The sequence below is a fragment of the Alteromonas sp. KUL150 genome, from assembly GCF_009811475.1.
Classification (GTDB): domain Bacteria; phylum Pseudomonadota; class Gammaproteobacteria; order Enterobacterales; family Alteromonadaceae; genus Alteromonas; species Alteromonas gracilis.
This window is the reverse complement of the sequence record NZ_BLIJ01000026.1, coordinates 1-19,620: the sequence shown is the minus strand read 5'-3', so window position 1 is coordinate 19,620 and position 19,620 is coordinate 1. Positions and strand designations below refer to the sequence as shown.

Genomic DNA, 19,620 nt, shown 5'->3' with positions numbered 1-19,620 from the left:
TTTAGTATAAAAAAGCCTGCTTACAATTGCATGTCAGCAGGCTTTTATATTCACGAGATCGTATTAGCTTAACGTTTTAGACTGACTTAGAAGCTAGCGTTACCCGGTGTACGTGGGAATGGGATCACGTCACGTACGTTTTGCATGCCGGTGACGTAGGCCACAAGGCGCTCGAAACCGAGACCGAAACCTGAGTGAGGTACAGTGCCGTAGCGGCGAAGGTCGCGATACCACGCATAGTCTTCTTTCGAGAGGCCCATTTCGTCAAGGCGCGCATCGAAAACGTCTAAACGCTCTTCACGCTGCGAACCACCGATGATCTCACCGATACCAGGCGCCAGTACATCCATTGCTGCAACGGTTTTGCCGTCGTCGTTAATGCGCATATAGAATGCTTTAATGTCTTTCGGGTAGTTTTGCATAATAATCGGCGCACCAACATGCTCTTCAGCAAGGTAACGCTCATGCTCAGAAGACAAATCAATGCCCCATTCAACAGGGAATTCGAATTCTTTTCCGCAGTTTTGCAGTATTTCGATGGCGTCAGTGTAGTCCATGCGAACGAAGTCAGAGCTTACTAGTTTCTCTAAACGCTCAATGGCATCTTTCTTAATACGCTGAGCAAAGAACGCCATGTCATCAGGCAGCTCTTCAAGTACGGCTTTACACACATATTTCAGCATGTCTTCAGCTAACTGCGCTACGTCTTTAAGTTCAGCAAACGCCACTTCAGGTTCAATCATCCAAAACTCTGCAAGGTGACGAGAGGTGTTTGAGTTCTCCGCTCGGAACGTAGGACCGAAGGTATACACCTTAGACATGGCAGTACAGTAGGTTTCAACATTAAGCTGACCTGATACCGTTAGGTAGGTTTCTTTACCGAAGAAATCTTCTGAGTAATCGACGTTGCCTTTGTCGTCGCGAGGAAGGTTCATCATATCAAGTGTTGATACGCGGAACATTTCACCAGCACCTTCTGTATCGCTAGCTGTCAAAATTGGCGTAGAGATCCAGTAGTAGCCCTTTTCGTGGAAAAAGCGGTGAATTGCCTGAGACAAGCAGTTACGTACGCGGGTTACCGCACCGATAACGTTAGTGCGGGGACGCAGGTGAGCATACTCGCGAAGATATTCAATGCTGTGGCGTTTTGCGGCCATAGGGTAGGTGTCAGGGTTTTCAACCAAACCGACAATTTCCACCTCAGTGGCTTCAATTTCTAATGCTTGCCCTTGACCTTGCGACTCTTTCACTGTTCCGGTTACCGACAATGAACAACCAGCAGTAAGGCGCTGGATATCGGCATAATTTGACAGAGAATTTAGCGCAATAACTTGTACAGGATCAAAGCAACTACCGTCGTGTAGTGCAATAAAAGACAACCCCGCTTTAGAGTCGCGGCGTGTTCTTACCCAACCCTTTACGGTTACCGATTCGCCAACGGCGTACTTACCTTTAAGTACGTCAACTACGGGCGCATGCGTCATGTTAATTTCTCCGTCTTACTGATTTTATGCAGTTTCTTGTGGCTGGGTTATGCCCAACAACCAAGTGCATCTAATCATTTACCGTTAAAAGATTAGATACATATTAAATTGTGTTTTAGTCAATGTTTTGGATTGTGATGCCGATAAATACTTACAATCTGTAACGCTTTTAATCTGTTCAAAAACGTTGGCGAATTTTGAACATTCTCTAGCGATGCAAAATACTTTCGCGAAAAACCTGCCGAAAGTTGAATAGCTTACCGAACGCAACATGCTTTTTATCGACCGCAATTTGCTAAGGTGATATAAAAATAAGCAATGAATTACAATCCAATAGCACGCTAGTATACCCAACATAAAGCGGGATGCCAGAGAACAGAGTGACAAATGGGAAATAAAAATGATTCAAGCACGTCAGTGCCCCAGCAAGCACAAGAGCCGAGCGCCTCTCAACAGGATATTAATCGTTCTGATGATGCGGAAAATGAAAGAAGTAAAATGACTTACGAGCAACTTGCTGAACGTCGTTCTACGCCTCGTTCTCAAACGCCATTTTATAAGGTCATGGTAGGGCTGAATATAGTTGGTTGGGTGGGCATGGTTGTCGTACTGGTACTGTTTCATTATGCCCGACCTGACTTTATTAGCGGCGTACAGCAATACTGGGGCATCAAAGGGGATACAACCTGGTCTGAAAGTCATCTTTCTGCAATGACCATCATGCTTCAGGTGTGTTTGATCGTTACCCTGGTAAGTATCATTATGCGTGCAAGAAGAAACCGTCGTCGCTCGGATAGTTTTGGGATTAATCTTTTCATCTTGCTTGCCATTGCCGGTATCAGCTTAATTACGCTTGCTACAACGTTAGGCCTTTAACGTTCAAAATACGTTAAAGCTGTCTGACAATATAAACAAAAGCGGCTTGACCCAAGAGAGTCAAGCCGCCATCTAAAGCTAAACCATTGCTAACTGCTTGAACAGCCCTAAAAATTAAATAAACGCAGCCTGTATAAGCCAGTATGTATAGGCTGCATAAGCCAGCACAAATGCGCCACCTTCTAAGCGGTTTAAGCGTCCTTGGCGTTTAATGCCGATACAGAAAATAAACAGAGCAACAGAAGAAGCAAACATCACCATGGCGTCGCGATACAAGAAGTCTGATGCTACTGCCATGGGCTGAATTGTTCCTGCAATACCAACCACCGCTAATGTATTAAACATGTTTGAGCCAATCACGTTACCTATGGCAAGGTCGTGTTCACCCTTTTTAACCGCCATTAATGATGAAGCCAATTCAGGTAATGATGTGCCGATAGCAATGATAGTAAGGCCTATTATCGTATCGCTCACACCAAAGAAAGTCGCTATCTCTACCGCCCCCCAAACCAGCATACGAGAGCTTGCAACCAGCAAGAGTAGTCCAGCGATTAACCACATTACGTGTGTCTTAACCGTGCCTTCGTTACTATTGATTTCTTCATCGTATTCATCGGCCAGGGCGTCTTTGTCGCCCTTCATGCCGTGATAAATACTCCATGAAATCAGTAAGATGAATAACCCTAGCAATGAAAACGCATCGTCTTTAGAAACGTTTAGATCCCATATTTGCCATACTGCAAAAAATGTAATGCCTAATAATACAGGCAGTTCTTTTTTGATGATCTCAGATTTTACTGCAATAGGGCTGATGAGCGCGGTTAAGCCTAGGATCAGTAGAATGTTAGCTGTGTTAGAGCCATAGGCGTTACCCAACGCAATGCCAGAGTTTCCCTGAATGGCGGCAAAAATTGAAACAATAATTTCAGGGGCAGACGTGCCAAACCCAATAATCAGCATGCCAATAAGAAGAGGCGATAAACCAAAATGGTTGGCGACAGATGCTGCTCCACCTACGAACTTCCCTGCGCTCCAAAGTAAAACCGGTAACCCGATTAAAATAGCCAAGCTGGCTAATAGCATATGTACTCCTTAAACCATTTGTGTCTTTTTGCCCACTTCTATGTATAGGCAAAATTAATAAATAAAAGCTGTTTCGATAGATTTATTAGACATAAGTTTTTGTTGTCTTAACGATGAAAAAAAGCCGTGCTAATTCTGCTTTGAAAAAAATAAGTTGAGCGTAAACTCAGCGCCACTTTCACTGTGTTTGTTATTTAAGCAAACGCTACGCTAATTGTAACCATCCACACATTTTTTAGAAGCGATATACATGCACAATACCTTGATTGTTACTGATGATGTTACTCCTTTTCGTAACACCGCTTTAACCGTGCTTACTTTTCAGGATTACCTTGCTGAATTCCCTAAACTGAACGAGCCCAAGACGCGGGTCATTAACATCTGCGATACCACACGCTATTTGAGTGAGGGCTACTATTGTTCATTGTTGGCCCAGGCACGTAACCACTCTGTATTGCCTTCAGTAAACACCATCAACGATTTACGTATGGCGGAAGAGAAAAGTATCGATCGCATTGTTTTTTCGTTGTCGGTACCGCAAGACAATACTGAGTTAACTGATGAACCTATATTAGTACTTTTTGGCGAAGTGAAAGATCAGCGTTTTAAGCGTTTGGCACGCCAGGCGTTTGAAAAATATCCGTATCCCGCTTTGTTCTTAAGTCCAACGGTTACTGATACCAAAATGTCGCCCAAGAACAGTGGGAAGGTTCAAATAGAAGGCTTTGCCAGTGTCCAAGCGAAAGCGTTTAAAGATTTAGATGCCAAGCAACAGGCTCGTTTTATTGAGCAGCTCGAAGCACATACAAAAATTCAATGGAAAGCAGGTAAAACCAGCAAGAGAACGCGCTGGGACATGGCGATTTTGGTTAATCCAGAAGAAAGCACGCCGCCCAGTGATGAACGTGCTATTAAAAATTTCGTGAAAGCGGCTGAAAAAGTGGGGTTTCGCGCTGATGTAGTAAGTCGCCTGTCGCAAGAAGAGCTTGGACACTATGACGCCCTGTTTATTCGTGAAACGACAGCAATTGACCATCACACCTATCGTTTAGCGCGAGCCGCTGAAAGAGAAGGAATTGTGGTGATGGACGACACGCAGTCAATTCTGCGCTGTTGTAACAAGGTGTACTTGCAGGATGCATTTGCGTATCAAAAAGTACCAGCGCCGAAAGCGACCTTCGTATCGAGCGCCACGGATGAAGTGTGCGATAAATTAATAGCTGACTTTGGATTACCGCTGGTATTAAAACTGCCGGAAAGCTCGTTTTCCCGTGGTGTACACAAAGCTGAAAATAAAGATGCGTTGAAAGTACGTTTAGAACAAATGTTGGCAGAGTCTGCGCTTGTTTTAGTTCAGGAATATATTTTCACTGAGTTCGACTGGCGAATTGGTGTGCTAGGTGGCAAACCTATTTACGCTTGCCAGTATTTTATGGTGCGCAACCACTGGCAAATCTATAACCACCAGGGCGATCGATTCTCTTCGGGTGGATTTGCCACAATGCCTACGTTTGAAGTGCCCAAGCCAGTACTTCAAGCTGCTATTAAAGCCGCCAAAGCAGTAGGCGATGGTCTTTACGGCGTAGATATAAAACAGACCGGCAACGCCGTTTATGTGATTGAAGTGAACGACAATCCAAGTATCGATTCGGGTGTCGAAGATAAATATTTAGGCAAAGAATTGTACGAGTTAATTATGCAGGAGTTTGCCGACAGGTTGGAGCAAAGAGGGCGATGATTACATCGGCTGAAGCTGTGAGTAAAGAGGGCAGTGTGCATACTATGAATAGCGAAAATCCGGTGATGGAAAACTTGCCTGATAATACGTCGAACGCTGAAGGGGAAATGTCACCCGTCTCTTGTGCGAAGCCTAAGGTTTCGCTACGCGTTGCCACGTTGCAAGATCTTGCGGCTCTTCAGCACATTGAGAAAACCTGTTTCACTACTGACAGGCTCAGTAAAAGCCGATTTAAATTTTATATAGAGGCAACACATGCCGAGCTTATTGTAGCCGTACGCGATTGTCGTTCTACGGTGAGCGGCCTAGACGAAAGTAAGAACGGAAAACGTGGGCAAACTACTCACAATACAATAGGAGGTCTGCACGGAAGCGATAGTGATGAGCAAAGTATAGTCGGTTACGGTTTGCTTTTGCTTCGTCGTGGTACACAGCTTACCCGACTGTATTCTATTGCAATACTTCATGAAGCGAGAGGCTTGGGAATCGCTGAAAAGTTAATAAACAGCTTGGGGGAGCGGGCGCTTTTGCGGGGAAAGCGATTCATGCGCCTTGAAGTGGCAGTAGGTAACGCTGGTGCCATTGCGCTTTATAAAAAGCTAGGGTTCAGTCAATTTGGTATGTATACCGATTATTATGACGATCATACAGACGCATTACGCATGCAAAAGGTATTGGTCCCAAGTAAATCGGTTAAACCTGAGGTTTATCCTTGGTATCAGCAAACTACGGATTTTACCTGTGGTCCATCAGCACTGATGATGGCAATGTGCGCGCTGGACAATAACTTTGAAATGACACAGGAAAAAGAACTTTCTCTATGGCGCACCGCAACAACTATTTTCATGATGTCGGGACACGGAGGATGCCATCCAGTTGGCTTAGCGCTTGCGGCAGTAAACGAAGGCTACACGGCAGATGTGGTTATCAACCAAAATGTGCCGCTTTTTGTCGATGGCGTGCGTGATTCCAACAAAAAGGCGATTGTCGAAAACGTCGAGGCACAATTTATGACAGACGCTTCTGCCAGAGGGATCTCTGTCGAAATTTCAGACTGGCGCGTCGATATCATTGACCAAACTTTAAAATCTGGTGGTGCTGTTTTGTGCCTTATTAGCACATATGCTTTCGATAAAAAGAAAGTGCCCCATTGGGTAGCAGTTACGAGCTGTGACGCTCACTGCTACTACCTTCATGATCCTGACGCAAGCGAAGGTCAACCCGTTGAGTATCAGCACATTCCGGTTGCTCGCGATGATTTTTTAAGACTTGCCAGTTATGGCACGCGTAAAGTAAGAACATTGGTCCTCCTTAAATTGAAGAAATAAAACTTACTACGAAAGTTAAGTTTTAGCTAAGGTCTTAAGATAACAAAGGCGTCAAGAGACCTTAGTGGTGAACTTGCGTAACGTTAACCTTGTTGTTTAGCGTTTTTAGCTTAGAAACAAGCTGAGAAAGCTCTTTCACTGACCCTGTATAGTCTATGTGCTTGTTCATTTCCTGACCTTTCACAGCACTTCTATAAAGCGCTTTACTTTCAAAACACGCGGTTTGTGCGTCCAAGGCATTCCATTCCGCTTTTAAGTCACATGGAATGCAATGACGCTTGGCTGTAATTTTGTCTTTAATTTGCAACACTTTTCCGATTAATAATTGAGCATCTGTTGGCATAGTTACTTCTCCTTTTACCATTTTTTTAAGCAAGTTACTGATATATAAATGAAGTTTGAGTTCGTTGCTTTAAATAAACCAACCATGCAAATCTTCACTTCTTGCTCTTATATGTAAGTCTGCATTATTGATGCCATGTTCAATAAAAAATCAGGCAGTCTGATTTTCCTTGTCGTAACAGGAAGGTATTTGAAAGCGGAGCGTTAGAGAGTAGTCGTTGGAAAATGCTGACTGCGTGCCAATTCTAGTTTTGTGACGGCAATCGTTACATCGCCATGTACCATGAATTCATCAATGATAGGCATTACTTCTTTGGCAAAGGCTTCATTGGCGTCTCTATCAAAGAATTGCGAGAAACCTTCCGCCGTTGACAGCTCAAGATAGGCTTCTTTAGTAAGCGGTGAGGTCTGTTGCTGTGAAGATTTATTTGGAGATATGACGCCAAGCTTTTTATTTAGCTTTGTTTGAACCTCGTGACTTGCAGCAAAGGCTAAAAACTTTTTGGCTAAAGATAAGTTTTTCGCTTGTTTGGGGATAACAAGTACGTCAATGGGAGCCTCTTCGTATTTACCGACTCCTTCATTAATTTGAGGGAAGGGGAAAAAGCCGATTTTAGGTAGCATGTCCTTTCGTATATCCTGAATAACATAATTACCGATTAACGACATACCAACCAATCCTCTTGATAACAGCGGTAAGCTTTCTCGCCAATGAAAATCTTGATGCTCTGCAATAAAGTATTTTCTCGTTTTTAACGCTTGCAAAACGTTGAGAGTGTCCCTAACGCGATCATCATTAAAGGGAACTTTCCCTTGTGTTAGCGCATGATGAAAATCGAGCCCGTTTAATCGGAGGTTAAGATAGTCGAACCAAGCAGTGGCGGGCCAGTTGCTTTTCGTTCCAATAAAAATAGGTGAAACGCCGTCGGCTTTGATGATTTCACATAGGGCTATAAATTCTTGCCACGTCTTTGGTTCACTCAACGATAAGCGCTCAAATATTTCTTTTGAATAATAAAAACCGATTTGGTAATACGAGATGGGAACAGCGTAATAGCGGCCGTTATAGCTAAGGTTTTGTCTGACGTTTCCGTCGAACGCATTATCAAGTTCGTTTTCCAGCCACAAATCGTCTATGGGTTGAATTAACTCTTTTTCGACGAAATTAAAAAGCCTCTGCCCAGCATGCCAGTACAGCACATCAAAACGTTTATCTTTGGCCAACATAGTGGGAAACGCGAGTTTATAATCTTCACTACTTAGCGCGGTAAACTGCACTTTGCTGTTAGGGTGGAGGGTTTCAAAATCGCGCGCTAGTGTGTAAAAGGCTTCTCTTTGTGCGCTTGTTGATACCGAGACACCAACGTTTAGCTGCTGTGCATAGCTTGGTGTGGTCATTGCAATTGCACTTGGTGTGATCATTGCAATTGAAGCGATCATTGCTAAACAGAGGAGCAAATTATAGAAACGGCGTCTTAGCATATTTTTCTACTATTCCCTTAACATTATTGAGCCTCGATTAATTTATGCAAGCAGCATCTAAGGCCATACAACAACTATAGATAGTTTATCCAATATGCCTATTCAACTTTTGTATGTATATAAAATAGATACAAGAGAATAGCTTTGCGAAAAAGGAAAATTAAATCGTGTTAGGTTATAGAAAATTATCCCACGCTGACTAAAACATTATCTATAAGAATAGCGTTTCGGCTTGTTTCTTACTTTTTTAACTTGGCAGTAGCAAAAATGCGGTGTCCAAATCAATAAGTTTAGAAAAATAGCGGTGACTAAGCTAAATACAATAGATGATGGGGTTAATGGTACTGATGGTCTGAAGTTGTCTAAAACGCGATTAAGTGTTCCATACTGAGAAGGAGAAGCCATAAACACGAGTTGTTCAAAATAGTGTCCGTGCTCTAACTTTCTCATACCTTGTTCAAGAGTGGTGATTTGCGCAAAGCGAGACGCTTTCATTGAGGCGTTTTCTCTGACTACAGGTTCGCTATTTTTTTGTAGGCTTTCCAACATAGCGTCTACTGATGAAAAGCCGTATTGCTTGGCAAGTTCAGAAGAACTTGAGACTTCATCTCGCAGCGCATCATAGTAGCCGTTTAAGTATTGCCGGTAGTGATCGGCTAAAATAGGTACCTGCAGCGTAATAATGAATAAAACTGCAAATACCACTTTATCGAGAATACGCACTACCATTGAACACTCACCATGGATCTTAATTTCAATTCGTTCACAAAATATCAATGGCGAGAAAAGTTGATGCCAACGATATTACAGCTTTCCAACACAGCGCTTGCTATCTAGCCGGTTTACTATTTCAAAGCCGTATAGATAGCGTGGGTTAACCTACTTAGCTGGTCTGGAGATATAATATAGGGAGGCATAATGTATACCAATCTCCCAAAGGGGCGTATCCACACCCCTTGTTTCACAAAGTGGCGTTGAATTTCGGCAACATTGACGGGATTTACCGTCTCAACCACACCTATAGCGCCTAGCACCCTAACGTCAGCAACGCGGGGTAAGTCTGCACATTTTGCCAACTCGGTTTGTAATTGTTTCTCAATAGCAGGAATTTGATGCTGCCAGTGATTCTCATTAATTAAGGACAAACTAGCGTTTGCCACGGCACAAGCTAAAGGGTTACCCATATAAGTTGGGCCGTGCATGAAAACCCCTGGCTCACCTTGGCACACCCCAAGAGCCACATCTTCTGTACATAGCGTTGCCGCCAGCGTCATATATCCGCCGGTAATCGCTTTGCCTAAACACATTATGTCGGGCGAAATACCCGCATGCTCACACGCAAAGAGTTTTCCTGTACGACCGAAGCCAGTAGCAATCTCGTCGCAAATGAATAGCACATCATAGGTGTCACAAAGCTGGCGACAGCGCTTTAAATATTCGGGGTGATAAATACGCATGCCTCCGGCACCTTGAACAATGGGTTCTAGGATAAGAGCAGCCATGGTGTGGTGATGCTTTTCGAAAATCTCTTCGAGTGGAAGAATGTCATCTTCACTAAAAGTCTGTCCAAAACGTGTCTGGGGAGCAGGTGCAAATATTTGTTTGCTTAGCACGCCTTCAAATAAGCTATGCATACCGTTTACCGGGTCGCAGACGCTCATGGCGGCAAAGGTATCACCGTGGTAGCCATTGCGAGGTGCAACAATACGCGATTTCTCTGGTCTTCCTTGACATGCCCAGTATTGAATCGCCATTTTAATCGCTACTTCAACAGAGACTGAGCCTGAGTCTGCTAAAAATACCCGCTCTAAACCAGCAGGCACCATGCTGAGTAAAGATTTACATAAATCTACTGCTGGCTGATGAGTAATGCCACCAAACATAACGTGAGAAAATGCGTCAATTTGCTTGTGCGCTGCGTCGTTCAGTACGGGGTGATTGTAGCCGTGAATAGCTGCCCACCAGCTAGACATGCCATCTACCAATACTTCAGAACTGGCTAATGTAAATTCTGCGCCCTTTGCGCCTACGACCTCATAACAGGGAAGGGGGTTAACTGCGGAAGTATATGGGTGCCAGATGTGCTGTTTATCAAATTCTATATTGCTCACAAAATAACCATCAGTAAAGTTTTTGAATTGGTCAGAGTTGACAACTCGATATTGAGCCATAGACTAAGCCAGCAATAATAATTAGTAAAGGACAGTCAATGACATTGGCATACGCACCCACCGCGCAAACTACCACTATTCGAAACGATTGGACCAAGGCTGAAGTAGAAGCTTTATTTGCAATGCCATTTAACGATTTACTGTTCGATGCGCAAGTAGTGCATAGGCAGCATTTTAATCCTAATGAAGTGCAGGTAAGCACGCTTTTGTCGATCAAAACCGGGGCATGTCCTGAAGACTGCAAATATTGCCCTCAAAGCGCCCGCTATGATACTGGCCTTGAAAAAGAGCGGCTGCTTGAAATTGAAAAGGTCATTCAGCGAGCGAAAGAGGCAAAGCACGTGGGGTCAACGCGTTTTTGTATGGGCGCTGCTTGGCGAAACCCCCGTGACCGGGATATGCCTTATATTTTGAAAATGGTTGAAGAGGTCAAAAGTCTGGGGCTAGAAACCTGTATGACGCTGGGTATGTTAACCCGTGATCAAGCAGTGGCCCTTAAACAAGCGGGTTTGGACTACTACAATCACAATCTTGATACCTCTCCTGAATACTACGGCGACATCATTACTACGCGTACCTATCAAGATCGCTTAAACACCCTTGAGAACGTGCGTGCTGCAGGCATGAACGTTTGCTCTGGTGGTATTGTCGGTATGGGCGAAACCGTGAGTGATCGTGCTAGTATGCTGGTACAACTCGCTAATCTTCCAGAACAGCCTCAAAGTGTGCCAATTAACATGCTGGTGAAAGTAAAAGGTACACCACTGGATAGCGTAGAAGACCTGGATTATTTTGAGTTTATTCGCACAATTGCAGTGGCCCGTATCATGATGCCTAAATCACATGTGCGCTTGTCTGCAGGCCGTGAAGCCATGAATGAACAGATGCAGGCGCTGTGCTTTATGGCAGGGGCGAATTCCATTTTCTATGGTTGCAAGCTCTTAACTACTTCGAACCCAGATACGCATGAAGATGTCATGCTTTTCAAAAAGCTTGGTATTAACACTGAGCGCACGCGAGACTTCTCGGATGAAGCACACCAACAGGTGCTAGAAGAAGAAATTATTCAGCGACAAGAGCAAGCTAGCAACGGCAATGACTTGTTTATTGATGCAACCAAGCCTAAGGTAGCGGCAAGAAAACAGCACGTTACGGAGGCGTAATGGCCTTTAATTGGTTAAACGATTCACTGAATGCGCGAGCCAAACAAGGCTTGCTGCGTCAGCGCCACTGCCAACAATACGAAAAAGACAGCATTATTTGTATTAATGGTGAGCATTATCTCAATTTTTCAAGCAACGACTATTTAGGCATGCGCCAGCACGAAGGGGTATTGCAAAGTTGGGTTGAAGGGCTGGCGCAATTTGGGGGCGGCAGCGGAGCATCACCCTTGGTTACGGGGCACACTCAGGCCCACTTGGCGCTTGAAGCTTACATCGCCGACGGTTTAAATCGAGAAGCTGCGCTGTTGTTTAACTCTGGCTTTGCCGCTAATCAAGCCTTGTGTATGGCACTTTTTCCTCACATTTTTAACGTTAACAGAGGCGCGAATTCAGGTTTGATTATTGCTGACAAGCTAATGCATGCATCGTTTTTAGAAGGGTCACAGTGTGTTTCTGAAAGCGCTAGGCTTCGTCGCTTTAAGCACAATGACCTCAGTCATTTAGAGACCCTGCTGTCGGACGCTTGTCATAAACAAGTATCTGATGCGGGTAGAGGTTCAAATACTCTCATTGAAACAAGTCAGCAAGATATTCTTATTGCCAGTGAGGGGGTGTTCAGTATGGACGGTGACGTGGCGCCTTGCGAGGGAATAGCTGAGCTTGCCGCTGAATATGACGCATGGTTCATGTTAGACGATGCACACGGCATGGGGGTGCTAGGTGATAACGGGTTTGGCACAACCGAAGCGTTAAATTTAAGCCAGCATCAGGTGCCTATTGTGATGGGGACATTTGGTAAGGCGGTGGGCACAGCTGGTGCGTTTATCGCAGGAAGCCAAACGCTGATTGATTACCTTGTGAACTTCTCAAAACACTATGTGTATTCTACCGCTATGCCGCCGGCACAAGCAGTCGCAACCTTGTACTCCCTCACTCATATTGCCAGCGATACGTCACGTCGTGAAACGCTGAATAACAATATCGCTTATTTCAGAGAATCGTTTCATAAACGTTTTGGACAGACACTTAATGTGAATGAAAAGCGAGAAGAAACAGGTGAAATAACCTTGGGGCAGTCGCAAAGTGCAATTCAGCCTATCATCGTAGGTAGCCCCGAACGCGCCTTGGCGCTTAGTGAAGGGTTGAAACAACGCGGTATTTGGGTAACGGCAATAAGGCAGCCTACAGTACCGAAAAATCAAGACAGGCTTCGTGTAACCTTAACTGCAAATCATACCGCCCAAGACATTGATGTGCTAATTGATGCTTTTGAGCTATCGTTGAATCGCTTGAAGGAACCTGAGAGTTCAACAGTAAGTGTTGCGAACGCCGAAATTGGCGAACGAAATGGCAATGGTAAGAGCGAGATATAGCGATGTCATCAAGCTCTGCGCTACAACCAGTTATACCTGCAAAGCCTCTATGTACTCTCGACAGTAAAATGTCTCATGATACATCTTCTGGAGCTCTTGCCATTAAGAGGGCATTTCAAGCTAAGGGCTTTTCGTCAGCTGATGGCTTTCTGTCAGCTGATGGCTCTTTACTAGCTGATGGCTCTTTATTAGCTGATGGCTCTTTATTAGCTGATGGCTCTCCAGCAGCGCAATCCGTCGATACCGTACCAGTGATTAACGAGAAAGATATCGCCCATCGCTTTTCTAAAGCCGCAAAGCAATACAATAGTATCGCATCTATTCAGCGTGTTATCGCCGAGCAAGCACTTATTAATTTACCTCATCGTTTGCAGGGGCAAGCCCTTGATATTGGGTGTGGCACAGGTATTCATACGCAGGCGCTTTATCGTAAAGGAGCAACTGCAACCGGCGTGGACATTGCCGAGGGCATGTTGGCGTTTGCTCGAAAAAAGTACTCTGACCCCATTTTTATTCAGGGGAGCGCGCTTGACTTACCTTTTTCGGAGAACACATTTTCAACGGTGTTTTCGTCAATGGCGCTTCAGTGGGTTAGCGATACAGGTCTTGCAGCCAAGCAAATAGCGAGAGTACTAAAAAAAGGCGGTGTAGCTGAGCTTGCCATTATGGTGGCTGGTTCATTTGATGAACTTAAAACCGCGCGCAAAGTGGCGCAGCTCGCGCAAGCGGATACTGTTATGCCAACAGCGGCTCAGTGGGGATATAGCTTTAAGCAGTCGGGACTTTCGTTAAAACGGGTCATCACCAAAGACTATGTAGATATGCATAGCGACATAATGTCTCTGCTGCGCTCAGTGAAAGGTGTGGGTGCAGGGGCAACAGGACGAAAGCAACCCCCGCTAAATCGCAGAGATATCAAAAAATTAGCCATGGCTTACTTTAATGCGAGTGGTGTGGAAAGTAAGTTGCCACTTACCTACCGCGTGAGTCATTTTAGATTGGAAAAACGATGAAGCAGTATTTTATTACCGGTACCGACACAGAAGTAGGGAAAACCTATGTCACCTGCCAACTATTAAACGCCGCGCAACGCTTATCCCTACGTGCTATCGGTTACAAACCTATCGCAGCCGGATGCGAGTTGGTAAATGGTGAGTGGGTCAATGAGGACGCGTTGAATATTCAAAAAGCGAGCGCCAAAATACGCGTTGGCGAAGTCATCGAAGATGTTGGCGGCTTAAAGGCAGACAGTAATAACAGAAAAAGTGGACAGACACTTCCTTTGCGACAAATAAACAGAAAAAGTGGACAGACACTTCCTTTGCGACAAATAAACCCAATTGCACTCAAACCAGCGATTGCGCCACATATTGCAGCCCTTGAGGAAGGCGTGACGCTAACTTTCGACAAAATTGCGCAAGGGCTTGATTTGCTCAAAACCTATCAGCCAGATCTCTTGCTGATGGAAGGCGCTGGCGGTTGGCGATTACCACTAACAGTGGGCGATGAATATACGCCCACGTACTATCTTTCTGATGTCGTGAAATCGCTTAAAATTGACGTGATTTTAGTAGTGGGTATGCGCTTGGGCTGTTTGAATCACGCACTCCTCACCGCAGAGGCAATTCGCGCTGATGGGCTTGCTATTAAAGGATGGGTGGCAAACGACGTTACAGGTAACATGACACGATACCAAGAAAATCTTTATTCTCTTAAAGCCATGTTACCCGAACCGCTGCTAGCAGAAATTCCCTATCAATCTGAACCCAATGAAGAGGCGTTATTCGCCGCTATCGAGCAAATACGTTAAATCATCACCTGAATTAATTGGCGTTTTTTCATTACCTAAAAAGATAAAACCATCTTTTTCACCAACTAATTTAAGTTGATTTTCAGATAGGCGAAGCGCTGTACCTTCGCGAATGGCAACCACAGGTGTCGTTGGGTTTAGCGCTGTGAATTCGGCTAATCGCTGGTCGCGTGTTTCGCCATTATGGCCGGGTGGCTGGTAGTCGGTATAGTGCGGGTTCAATTGAAACGGTACTATATCTAACGCATCAAAGCTCGGTGGCTCAATAATAGGCATATCGTTGGTGGTCCTAATTGATTGCCCACAAATATTTGAGCCAGCGCTCCAGCCAATGTAAGGCGTACAATCGGCAATGGCGTGCTTTATTGGCACAATAAGCGCATTAGTATAAAGCGTCGAAAGCAGGTGAAAGGTATTACCTCCACCTACGACAATGGCTTGCCCGTTCTTCTTCGCATGATTAATGGCAGTAACGGGGTCATCGACGGTGTGCAATCCGACCACATTGCACTCAGGGAGGGCATTGGCCACAGCGTTTACATATCCGTCGTAAGACTGAGTTACAGCAGCATAAGGAACAAATAGAAGGTCGCGTACGTCGCCTAAGTGTGCAAAAATAAGCGCCCTAGCGTGTTCTAGGTAGGCCTCGTCACCTTGGCGAGAGCTACTAAGCATAAGTAAATGTGCGGTCATACTAACTCCACAATTTTTCAGACGGCGTATCATACGTGAAACGAACTATAAAGTTTAGTCGCGCTCCGTCACTGCATTGAAATAGGACAATGAATGAAACAATCTATATCGGTGTTATTCGTGTGCTTGGGAAATATTTGTCGTTCTCCCACAGCGGAAGCCGTTTTTAAAAAGAAAGCTGCGGAAGCGGGTTTGGATATTGATATTGATTCAGCCGGTACGCATGGTTATCACATTGGAAAGCCCGCAGATAAGCGTTCTCAGGCTGCCGGTGTAGAGCGCGGTTATAGTTTTAAAGGGCTGAAGTGTCGTCGTGTGGATGAAAGCGACTTTGAGCGTTTTGACTATATTTTAGCAATGGATAATAGCAACCTTGCAAACCTTCACGGCATGGCGCCAGGCCAGCATCATAATAAAATTAAGCTATTTTTAGACTTTGCCGACGTTGAAGATAAAGAAGTCCCAGACCCATATTATGGCGGCAAGCGCGGCTTTGAGCTGGTGTTAGATCTTATCGAAGAAGCGTCAGAGGGCTTAATCGCTCATATTAAACAAACCCAAATATTGTAAGGCGGAAATTACGTTGATAAGGCGCAATGTCGTCAATGTTGTAATCATTTCTGTAGGTCTCGCGCTGTTCCTTGGTGTTACGGGAATTATAGGCACGACGTGGTGCTCTGAAGCGTCGTTAGATTTAAAACAGCATATTATCGTTCAATTACAGCTACCGTTGATACTAACTGCGTGCCTTGTTGGCGCTGCGCTCTCCGTAAGCGGCGCAACATTGCAAGTGGTGTTGCGAAATCCGTTAGCAGACCCCGGTATTATTGGTATAACCAGCGGAGCCAGTTTGGTCGCTGCACTTTTGTTGCTGTTAACACCACGGTGGGCATCAGCATATCTTCATTACGTGCTGCCATTAGGGTGCTTTGTTGGTGCGCTGCTTTCCACATTTATTATTTACCGCATAGCAAGGAAGTTGCTGGGCTCTTCTACAGCCGTCATTCTTGCTGGCGTTGCCATCTCCACGCTAAGCGGCGCTGTTATCGCTTGGCTTTATATGTTTAGCGACGCCAATGCCCTTCGCAATCTTACCTTCTGGTTAATGGGAAGTTTGTACCAAACTAACTGGTTAATTTTGTCGGTGGGAGGCCCTCTCATAGCTGCCGCTGTTGCATTGCAGCTTCATTTTTCCGCCGATTTAAACAAGCTGTACGCGGGTGAGATTGCAGCAAAAAGTAGTGGTGTGGATGTAGAAAAACTTACCGAGCGGGCACTCATTGTTTGTGCTGTTGCTGTAGGTACTGCGGTGTCTATGGCAGGTTCTATCGCGTTTGTCGGCTTGTTAGTTCCACACATTTTACGCTTGATTATAGGGCACAATAATCGCTATTTGTTGCCGCTAAGTGCGATGAGCGGTGCGAGTTTGTTAATTCTGGTCGCGTTAAGTTCTGAACTTACCCGTGCCATTACACTTCCGGTATCTATGGTAACGGCCACGTTAGGCGGTCCATTATTAATTTGGGCTTTAGCTAAAGGTCAAATAAAAGGGTAGTGAAAGTGAAATGACGACGAAGAATTTTACTACTCAGCAACGCCCGGTTTCTCCCACTAACCCACAAATAAATATTAGTGAGGATGACATCATCAGCGCGAACCCAAAGCAAAACATTAGCAGCAAAGACGGTGTAGAAGATGGCAAGAGCGCAGCGGATAGACACGACGAAGCGGAAGATCATAGTGTTTTAAGCGTACAGCGTGTGAAAGTCGCTTTACGGCTTTGGGTTGAGGGGATTAGCGCGAAAAAAGGCGAATGTATTCATATCATAGGACCAAATGGAGCAGGAAAATCAACGTTGTTGCTTACCCTTGCTGGCCTTATTGAAGCTGATGAGGGCAACGTCATGTTGCTTGGCAAGCCAATGGACAATTGGTCGCTAGCAACGCTTGCGAGTGTACGTACCCTACTAGCTCAGCAAAGTGAGAGTGGTTTTCACTTGTCGGTAAAGGAATACTTAAGCTTTTATTCGTCTACTCAGCAAAGCGTGCCTATACCTGCTGTTTTAGAAAAAGCGCTAGAGGTCTCCGACTTCTCCAATAAAATTCTCACTCAGCTTTCTGGCGGTGAGCGTCAGCGAGTAGAAATCTGTCGAGCTCTATTGCAAATTTGGCCTCAGCTAGAACACGGCGAAGGTATAGCGCTTTTAGATGAACCGTTACAAGGGCTTGATATAAGGCATCAGTATGCCTTAGCGAGTTTAGTGAAATTCCTTTGTAAAAAAGGGAATACCATACTTATGACGTCTCACGATATTGCCCTTAGCGCTAACTATTGCGACAGCTTATGGCTTATGCAAAGTGGTCGCATGGTGGCGTCGGGCAGACCGCTCGAGGTAGCAACTCAAACCAACCTTGAAAAAGTGTTTGAATGCCATTTTGCTATAAGCAAGCGCGATAACTTTCTAGAAATTCAAGTTTGCGCACCTATTTCCCTAGAATAAATGTGGTAAAGTGCCTCCAGCATTTTTTTAGATTCATATTTTCACATTAGACTGATTAGATTAAAGCGCTATAGACATATAAAGAAGCGCGGTACAGTCTTTCTATTGAAGCTTGGGCTTCAATAAATATTTTCACTTAAACGTTTGCCCTACGTAATTTTTATCAGGAGAACACCGTTGAGTAATTGGCAAGTAGACAGTTGGAGAAATAAACCTATTCTTCAGCAACCAGAGTACGACGACAAAGTACGTTTAAAAGAAGTAGAGCAAACACTGAGTTCTTATCCACCGCTGGTATTCGCTGCTGAAGCGCGTGAGCTTAGGCGCCAACTAGGCGAAGTAAGTCTGGGGAAAGGCTTTCTTTTACAAGGTGGTGATTGCGCTGAGTCGTTTGACGAGTTTAACGCACCTAAAATTCGCGATACGTTTAAAGTTATTCTCCAAATGGCAATCGTACTGACGTTTGCTGGCCGCTGCCCCGTTACCAAAGTTGCACGTATGGCGGGTCAATATGCTAAGCCTCGTTCTTCGGATTTCGAAACCCGCGATGGGGTGACCTTGCCGAGCTATCGCGGCGATATTATCAATAACTTTGAATTCACCGAAGCGGCCCGTCGTCCAGACCCTGATCGTTTGTTAGAAGCTTATCATCGCAGTGCCTCTACTTTGAATCTACTTCGGGCGTTTGCACAAGGTGGTTTGGCTGATCTTCATGAGGTCAACCGCTGGAACATGGCGTTCGTTGAAAACAATCCGCTTAAAGAACGTTATTCGGATATGGCCAACAGAATTCAAGACACCCTTGAGTTTATGGATGTTATTGGCATTAACGCACAAACCAGTTCTACGCTGCATGAAACTTCATTGTTTACATCCCACGAAGCTCTGCTGTTGAACTACGAGCAGGCGTTAACGCGAATAGACACACTTACCGGCAAGCCTTACGATTGTTCGGCTCACATGGTATGGATTGGCGAACGCACCCGTCAGCTTGACCATGCGCACGTAGAGTTTTTCCGAGGCATTCACAACCCAATTGGTGTGAAAGTGGGGCCAAGTATGCAAGAGGACGAGCTTATTCGTTTAATTGACGCGCTTAACCCGCTAAATGACCCTGGTCGTTTAACGCTTATTACGCGAATGGGCGCAGATAATTTGGCTGACAACTTGCCGCGCTTATTGCGTAAAGTGAAAGCTGAGGGCCGACATGTTGTGTGGAGCTCTGACCCCATGCACGGCAACACGTTCTCGGCCTCTAGCGGCTATAAAACCCGTAACTTTGATGCAATCTTGAAAGAAATCAAACAATTCTTCCAAGCCCATGAAGCAGAAGGCACGCACGCTGGCGGTATTCACCTTGAGATGACCGGCCAGCACGTTACCGAGTGCACTGGCGGCGCATATAAAATAAGTGATGAAGACTTAGCGCAGGCATACAAAACGCAATGTGACCCCCGTTTAAATGCAGACCAAGTGCTTGAAATGGCATTCTTGGTTGCTGATCATTTGCGTAATGCGTAATGCGTAATGCGTAATGCGTAATGCGTAATGCGTAATGCGTAATGCGTAATGCGCA

General features: G+C 45.0%; 18 protein-coding genes. 11 read left to right on the top strand and 7 right to left on the bottom strand.

Translation table 11 applies throughout. From position 1 onward, the window contains the following. Positions 1-86: 86 nt before the first annotated feature. Positions 87-1,484: an asparagine--tRNA ligase gene (gene asnS / locus GVO62_RS04820; protein WP_159117971.1), complete on the bottom strand. Its 1,398-nt coding sequence runs from the start codon at positions 1,482-1,484 to the stop codon at positions 87-89. A 387-nt stretch (positions 1,485-1,871) separates the two neighbouring features. Here asnS and GVO62_RS04815 point away from each other — a divergent pair, with 387 nt between their 5' ends. Then, positions 1,872-2,360 carry a hypothetical protein gene (locus tag GVO62_RS04815; protein WP_159117970.1) on the top strand — a complete coding sequence of 163 codons (489 nt, stop codon included), beginning with the start codon at positions 1,872-1,874 and terminating at the stop codon, positions 2,358-2,360. A 114-nt stretch (positions 2,361-2,474) separates the two neighbouring features. Here the strand turns inward: GVO62_RS04815 and GVO62_RS04810 are convergent, their stop codons facing one another. Continuing rightward, positions 2,475-3,443, bottom strand: coding sequence for a calcium/sodium antiporter (locus GVO62_RS04810; protein WP_159117969.1), 969 nt, complete (start codon positions 3,441-3,443; stop codon positions 2,475-2,477). Positions 3,444-3,693: 250 nt separating this feature from the next. Between GVO62_RS04810 and GVO62_RS04805 the strand changes: the two genes are divergently transcribed. After that, positions 3,694-5,181, top strand: coding sequence for a RimK family protein (locus GVO62_RS04805; RefSeq protein ID WP_105931930.1), 1,488 nt, complete (start codon positions 3,694-3,696; stop codon positions 5,179-5,181). 107 nt (positions 5,182-5,288) lie between these two features. Further along, positions 5,289-6,509 carry a GNAT family N-acetyltransferase/peptidase C39 family protein gene (locus tag GVO62_RS04800; protein WP_308469233.1) on the top strand — a complete coding sequence of 407 codons (1,221 nt, stop codon included), beginning with the start codon at positions 5,289-5,291 and terminating at the stop codon, positions 6,507-6,509. Between the two features lie 61 nt (positions 6,510-6,570). On the opposite strand, the gene GVO62_RS04795 is transcribed toward GVO62_RS04800, so the two are convergent. From GVO62_RS04795 to bioA, 4 genes are all read right to left on the bottom strand, one after another. Further along, positions 6,571-6,852 carry a hypothetical protein gene (locus GVO62_RS04795; RefSeq protein WP_159117967.1) on the bottom strand — a complete coding sequence of 94 codons (282 nt, stop codon included), beginning with the start codon at positions 6,850-6,852 and terminating at the stop codon, positions 6,571-6,573. A 203-nt stretch (positions 6,853-7,055) separates the two neighbouring features. Next, positions 7,056-8,333: an ABC transporter substrate-binding protein gene (locus GVO62_RS04790; RefSeq protein ID WP_159117966.1), complete on the bottom strand. Its 1,278-nt coding sequence runs from the start codon at positions 8,331-8,333 to the stop codon at positions 7,056-7,058. 207 nt (positions 8,334-8,540) lie between these two features. Next, complete coding sequence (locus tag GVO62_RS04785) at positions 8,541-9,062, bottom strand: DUF2937 family protein (protein WP_159117965.1); 522 nt, start codon at positions 9,060-9,062, stop codon at positions 8,541-8,543. 116 nt (positions 9,063-9,178) lie between these two features. After that, entirely contained in the window at positions 9,179-10,444 is a 1,266-nt protein-coding gene (gene bioA / locus GVO62_RS04780; RefSeq protein ID WP_159117979.1) for an adenosylmethionine--8-amino-7-oxononanoate transaminase, read from the bottom strand. A 98-nt stretch (positions 10,445-10,542) separates the two neighbouring features. On the opposite strand from bioA, the gene bioB reads away from it, so the two are divergent. The 4 genes from bioB to bioD are packed head-to-tail and all read left to right on the top strand — an operon-like array spanning position 10,543 to position 14,850. Beyond that, on the top strand, positions 10,543-11,667 hold the full coding sequence (gene bioB / locus GVO62_RS04775; protein WP_159117964.1) for a biotin synthase BioB: 1,125 nt from the start codon (positions 10,543-10,545) through the stop codon (positions 11,665-11,667). Next, positions 11,667-13,040, top strand: a complete 1,374-nt coding sequence (locus GVO62_RS04770; RefSeq protein WP_159117963.1) for an aminotransferase class I/II-fold pyridoxal phosphate-dependent enzyme — start codon at positions 11,667-11,669, stop codon at positions 13,038-13,040. Before bioB ends, GVO62_RS04770 begins: the two co-directional genes overlap by 1 nt. 2 nt (positions 13,041-13,042) lie before the next feature. Next, the gene (locus GVO62_RS04765; protein ID WP_159117962.1) at positions 13,043-14,053 is read left to right on the top strand and encodes a methyltransferase domain-containing protein; all 1,011 of its coding nucleotides are present in this window, start codon (positions 13,043-13,045) and stop codon (positions 14,051-14,053) included. Then, entirely contained in the window at positions 14,050-14,850 is an 801-nt protein-coding gene (gene bioD, locus GVO62_RS04760) for a dethiobiotin synthase (protein ID WP_159117961.1), read from the top strand. Before GVO62_RS04765 ends, bioD begins: the two co-directional genes overlap by 4 nt. Here bioD and pepE read toward each other — a convergent pair. Then, the gene (gene pepE, locus GVO62_RS04755; RefSeq protein WP_159117960.1) at positions 14,821-15,543 is read right to left on the bottom strand and encodes a dipeptidase PepE; all 723 of its coding nucleotides are present in this window, start codon (positions 15,541-15,543) and stop codon (positions 14,821-14,823) included. The genes bioD and pepE overlap by 30 nt on opposite strands. Before the next feature lie 93 nt (positions 15,544-15,636). On the opposite strand from pepE, the gene GVO62_RS04750 reads away from it, so the two are divergent. The 4 genes from GVO62_RS04750 (at position 15,637) to GVO62_RS04735 (ending at position 19,565) form a co-directional block, all read left to right on the top strand. Next, a complete protein-coding gene (locus GVO62_RS04750; protein ID WP_159117959.1) occupies positions 15,637-16,113 on the top strand; it encodes a low molecular weight protein-tyrosine-phosphatase in 477 nt (158 codons plus the stop codon). Positions 16,114-16,126: 13 nt separating this feature from the next. Beyond that, entirely contained in the window at positions 16,127-17,098 is a 972-nt protein-coding gene (locus GVO62_RS04745) for a FecCD family ABC transporter permease (RefSeq protein WP_373996002.1), read from the top strand. 10 nt (positions 17,099-17,108) lie between these two features. Next, the gene (locus GVO62_RS04740; protein WP_159117958.1) at positions 17,109-18,044 is read left to right on the top strand and encodes an ATP-binding cassette domain-containing protein; all 936 of its coding nucleotides are present in this window, start codon (positions 17,109-17,111) and stop codon (positions 18,042-18,044) included. 177 nt (positions 18,045-18,221) lie between these two features. After that, entirely contained in the window at positions 18,222-19,565 is a 1,344-nt protein-coding gene (locus GVO62_RS04735) for a class II 3-deoxy-7-phosphoheptulonate synthase (protein WP_105931942.1), read from the top strand. Positions 19,566-19,620: the final 55 nt, after the last annotated feature.

Bases quoted from the DNA above. Each gene is read 5' to 3' on its own strand.
- GVO62_RS04750 (WP_159117959.1), top strand. From the start codon at position 15,637: ATGAAACAATCTATATCGGTGTTATTCGTGTGCTTGGGAAATATTTGT.
- GVO62_RS04815 (WP_159117970.1), top strand. From the start codon at position 1,872: ATGGGAAATAAAAATGATTCAAGCACGTCAGTGCCCCAGCAAGCACAA.
- GVO62_RS04740 (WP_159117958.1), top strand. From the start codon at position 17,109: ATGACGACGAAGAATTTTACTACTCAGCAACGCCCGGTTTCTCCCACT.
- asnS (WP_159117971.1), bottom strand. From the start codon at position 1,484: ATGACGCATGCGCCCGTAGTTGACGTACTTAAAGGTAAGTACGCCGTT.
- GVO62_RS04770 (WP_159117963.1), top strand. From the start codon at position 11,667: ATGGCCTTTAATTGGTTAAACGATTCACTGAATGCGCGAGCCAAACAA.
- GVO62_RS04795 (WP_159117967.1), bottom strand. From the start codon at position 6,852: ATGCCAACAGATGCTCAATTATTAATCGGAAAAGTGTTGCAAATTAAA.
- GVO62_RS04800 (WP_308469233.1), top strand. From the start codon at position 5,289: ATGTCACCCGTCTCTTGTGCGAAGCCTAAGGTTTCGCTACGCGTTGCC.
- bioD (WP_159117961.1), top strand. From the start codon at position 14,050: ATGAAGCAGTATTTTATTACCGGTACCGACACAGAAGTAGGGAAAACC.
- GVO62_RS04790 (WP_159117966.1), bottom strand. From the start codon at position 8,333: ATGCTAAGACGCCGTTTCTATAATTTGCTCCTCTGTTTAGCAATGATC.
- GVO62_RS04805 (WP_105931930.1), top strand. From the start codon at position 3,694: ATGCACAATACCTTGATTGTTACTGATGATGTTACTCCTTTTCGTAAC.
- GVO62_RS04810 (WP_159117969.1), bottom strand. From the start codon at position 3,443: ATGCTATTAGCCAGCTTGGCTATTTTAATCGGGTTACCGGTTTTACTT.
- pepE (WP_159117960.1), bottom strand. From the start codon at position 15,543: ATGACCGCACATTTACTTATGCTTAGTAGCTCTCGCCAAGGTGACGAG.
- GVO62_RS04765 (WP_159117962.1), top strand. From the start codon at position 13,043: ATGTCATCAAGCTCTGCGCTACAACCAGTTATACCTGCAAAGCCTCTA.
- GVO62_RS04785 (WP_159117965.1), bottom strand. From the start codon at position 9,062: ATGGTAGTGCGTATTCTCGATAAAGTGGTATTTGCAGTTTTATTCATT.
- bioB (WP_159117964.1), top strand. From the start codon at position 10,543: ATGACATTGGCATACGCACCCACCGCGCAAACTACCACTATTCGAAAC.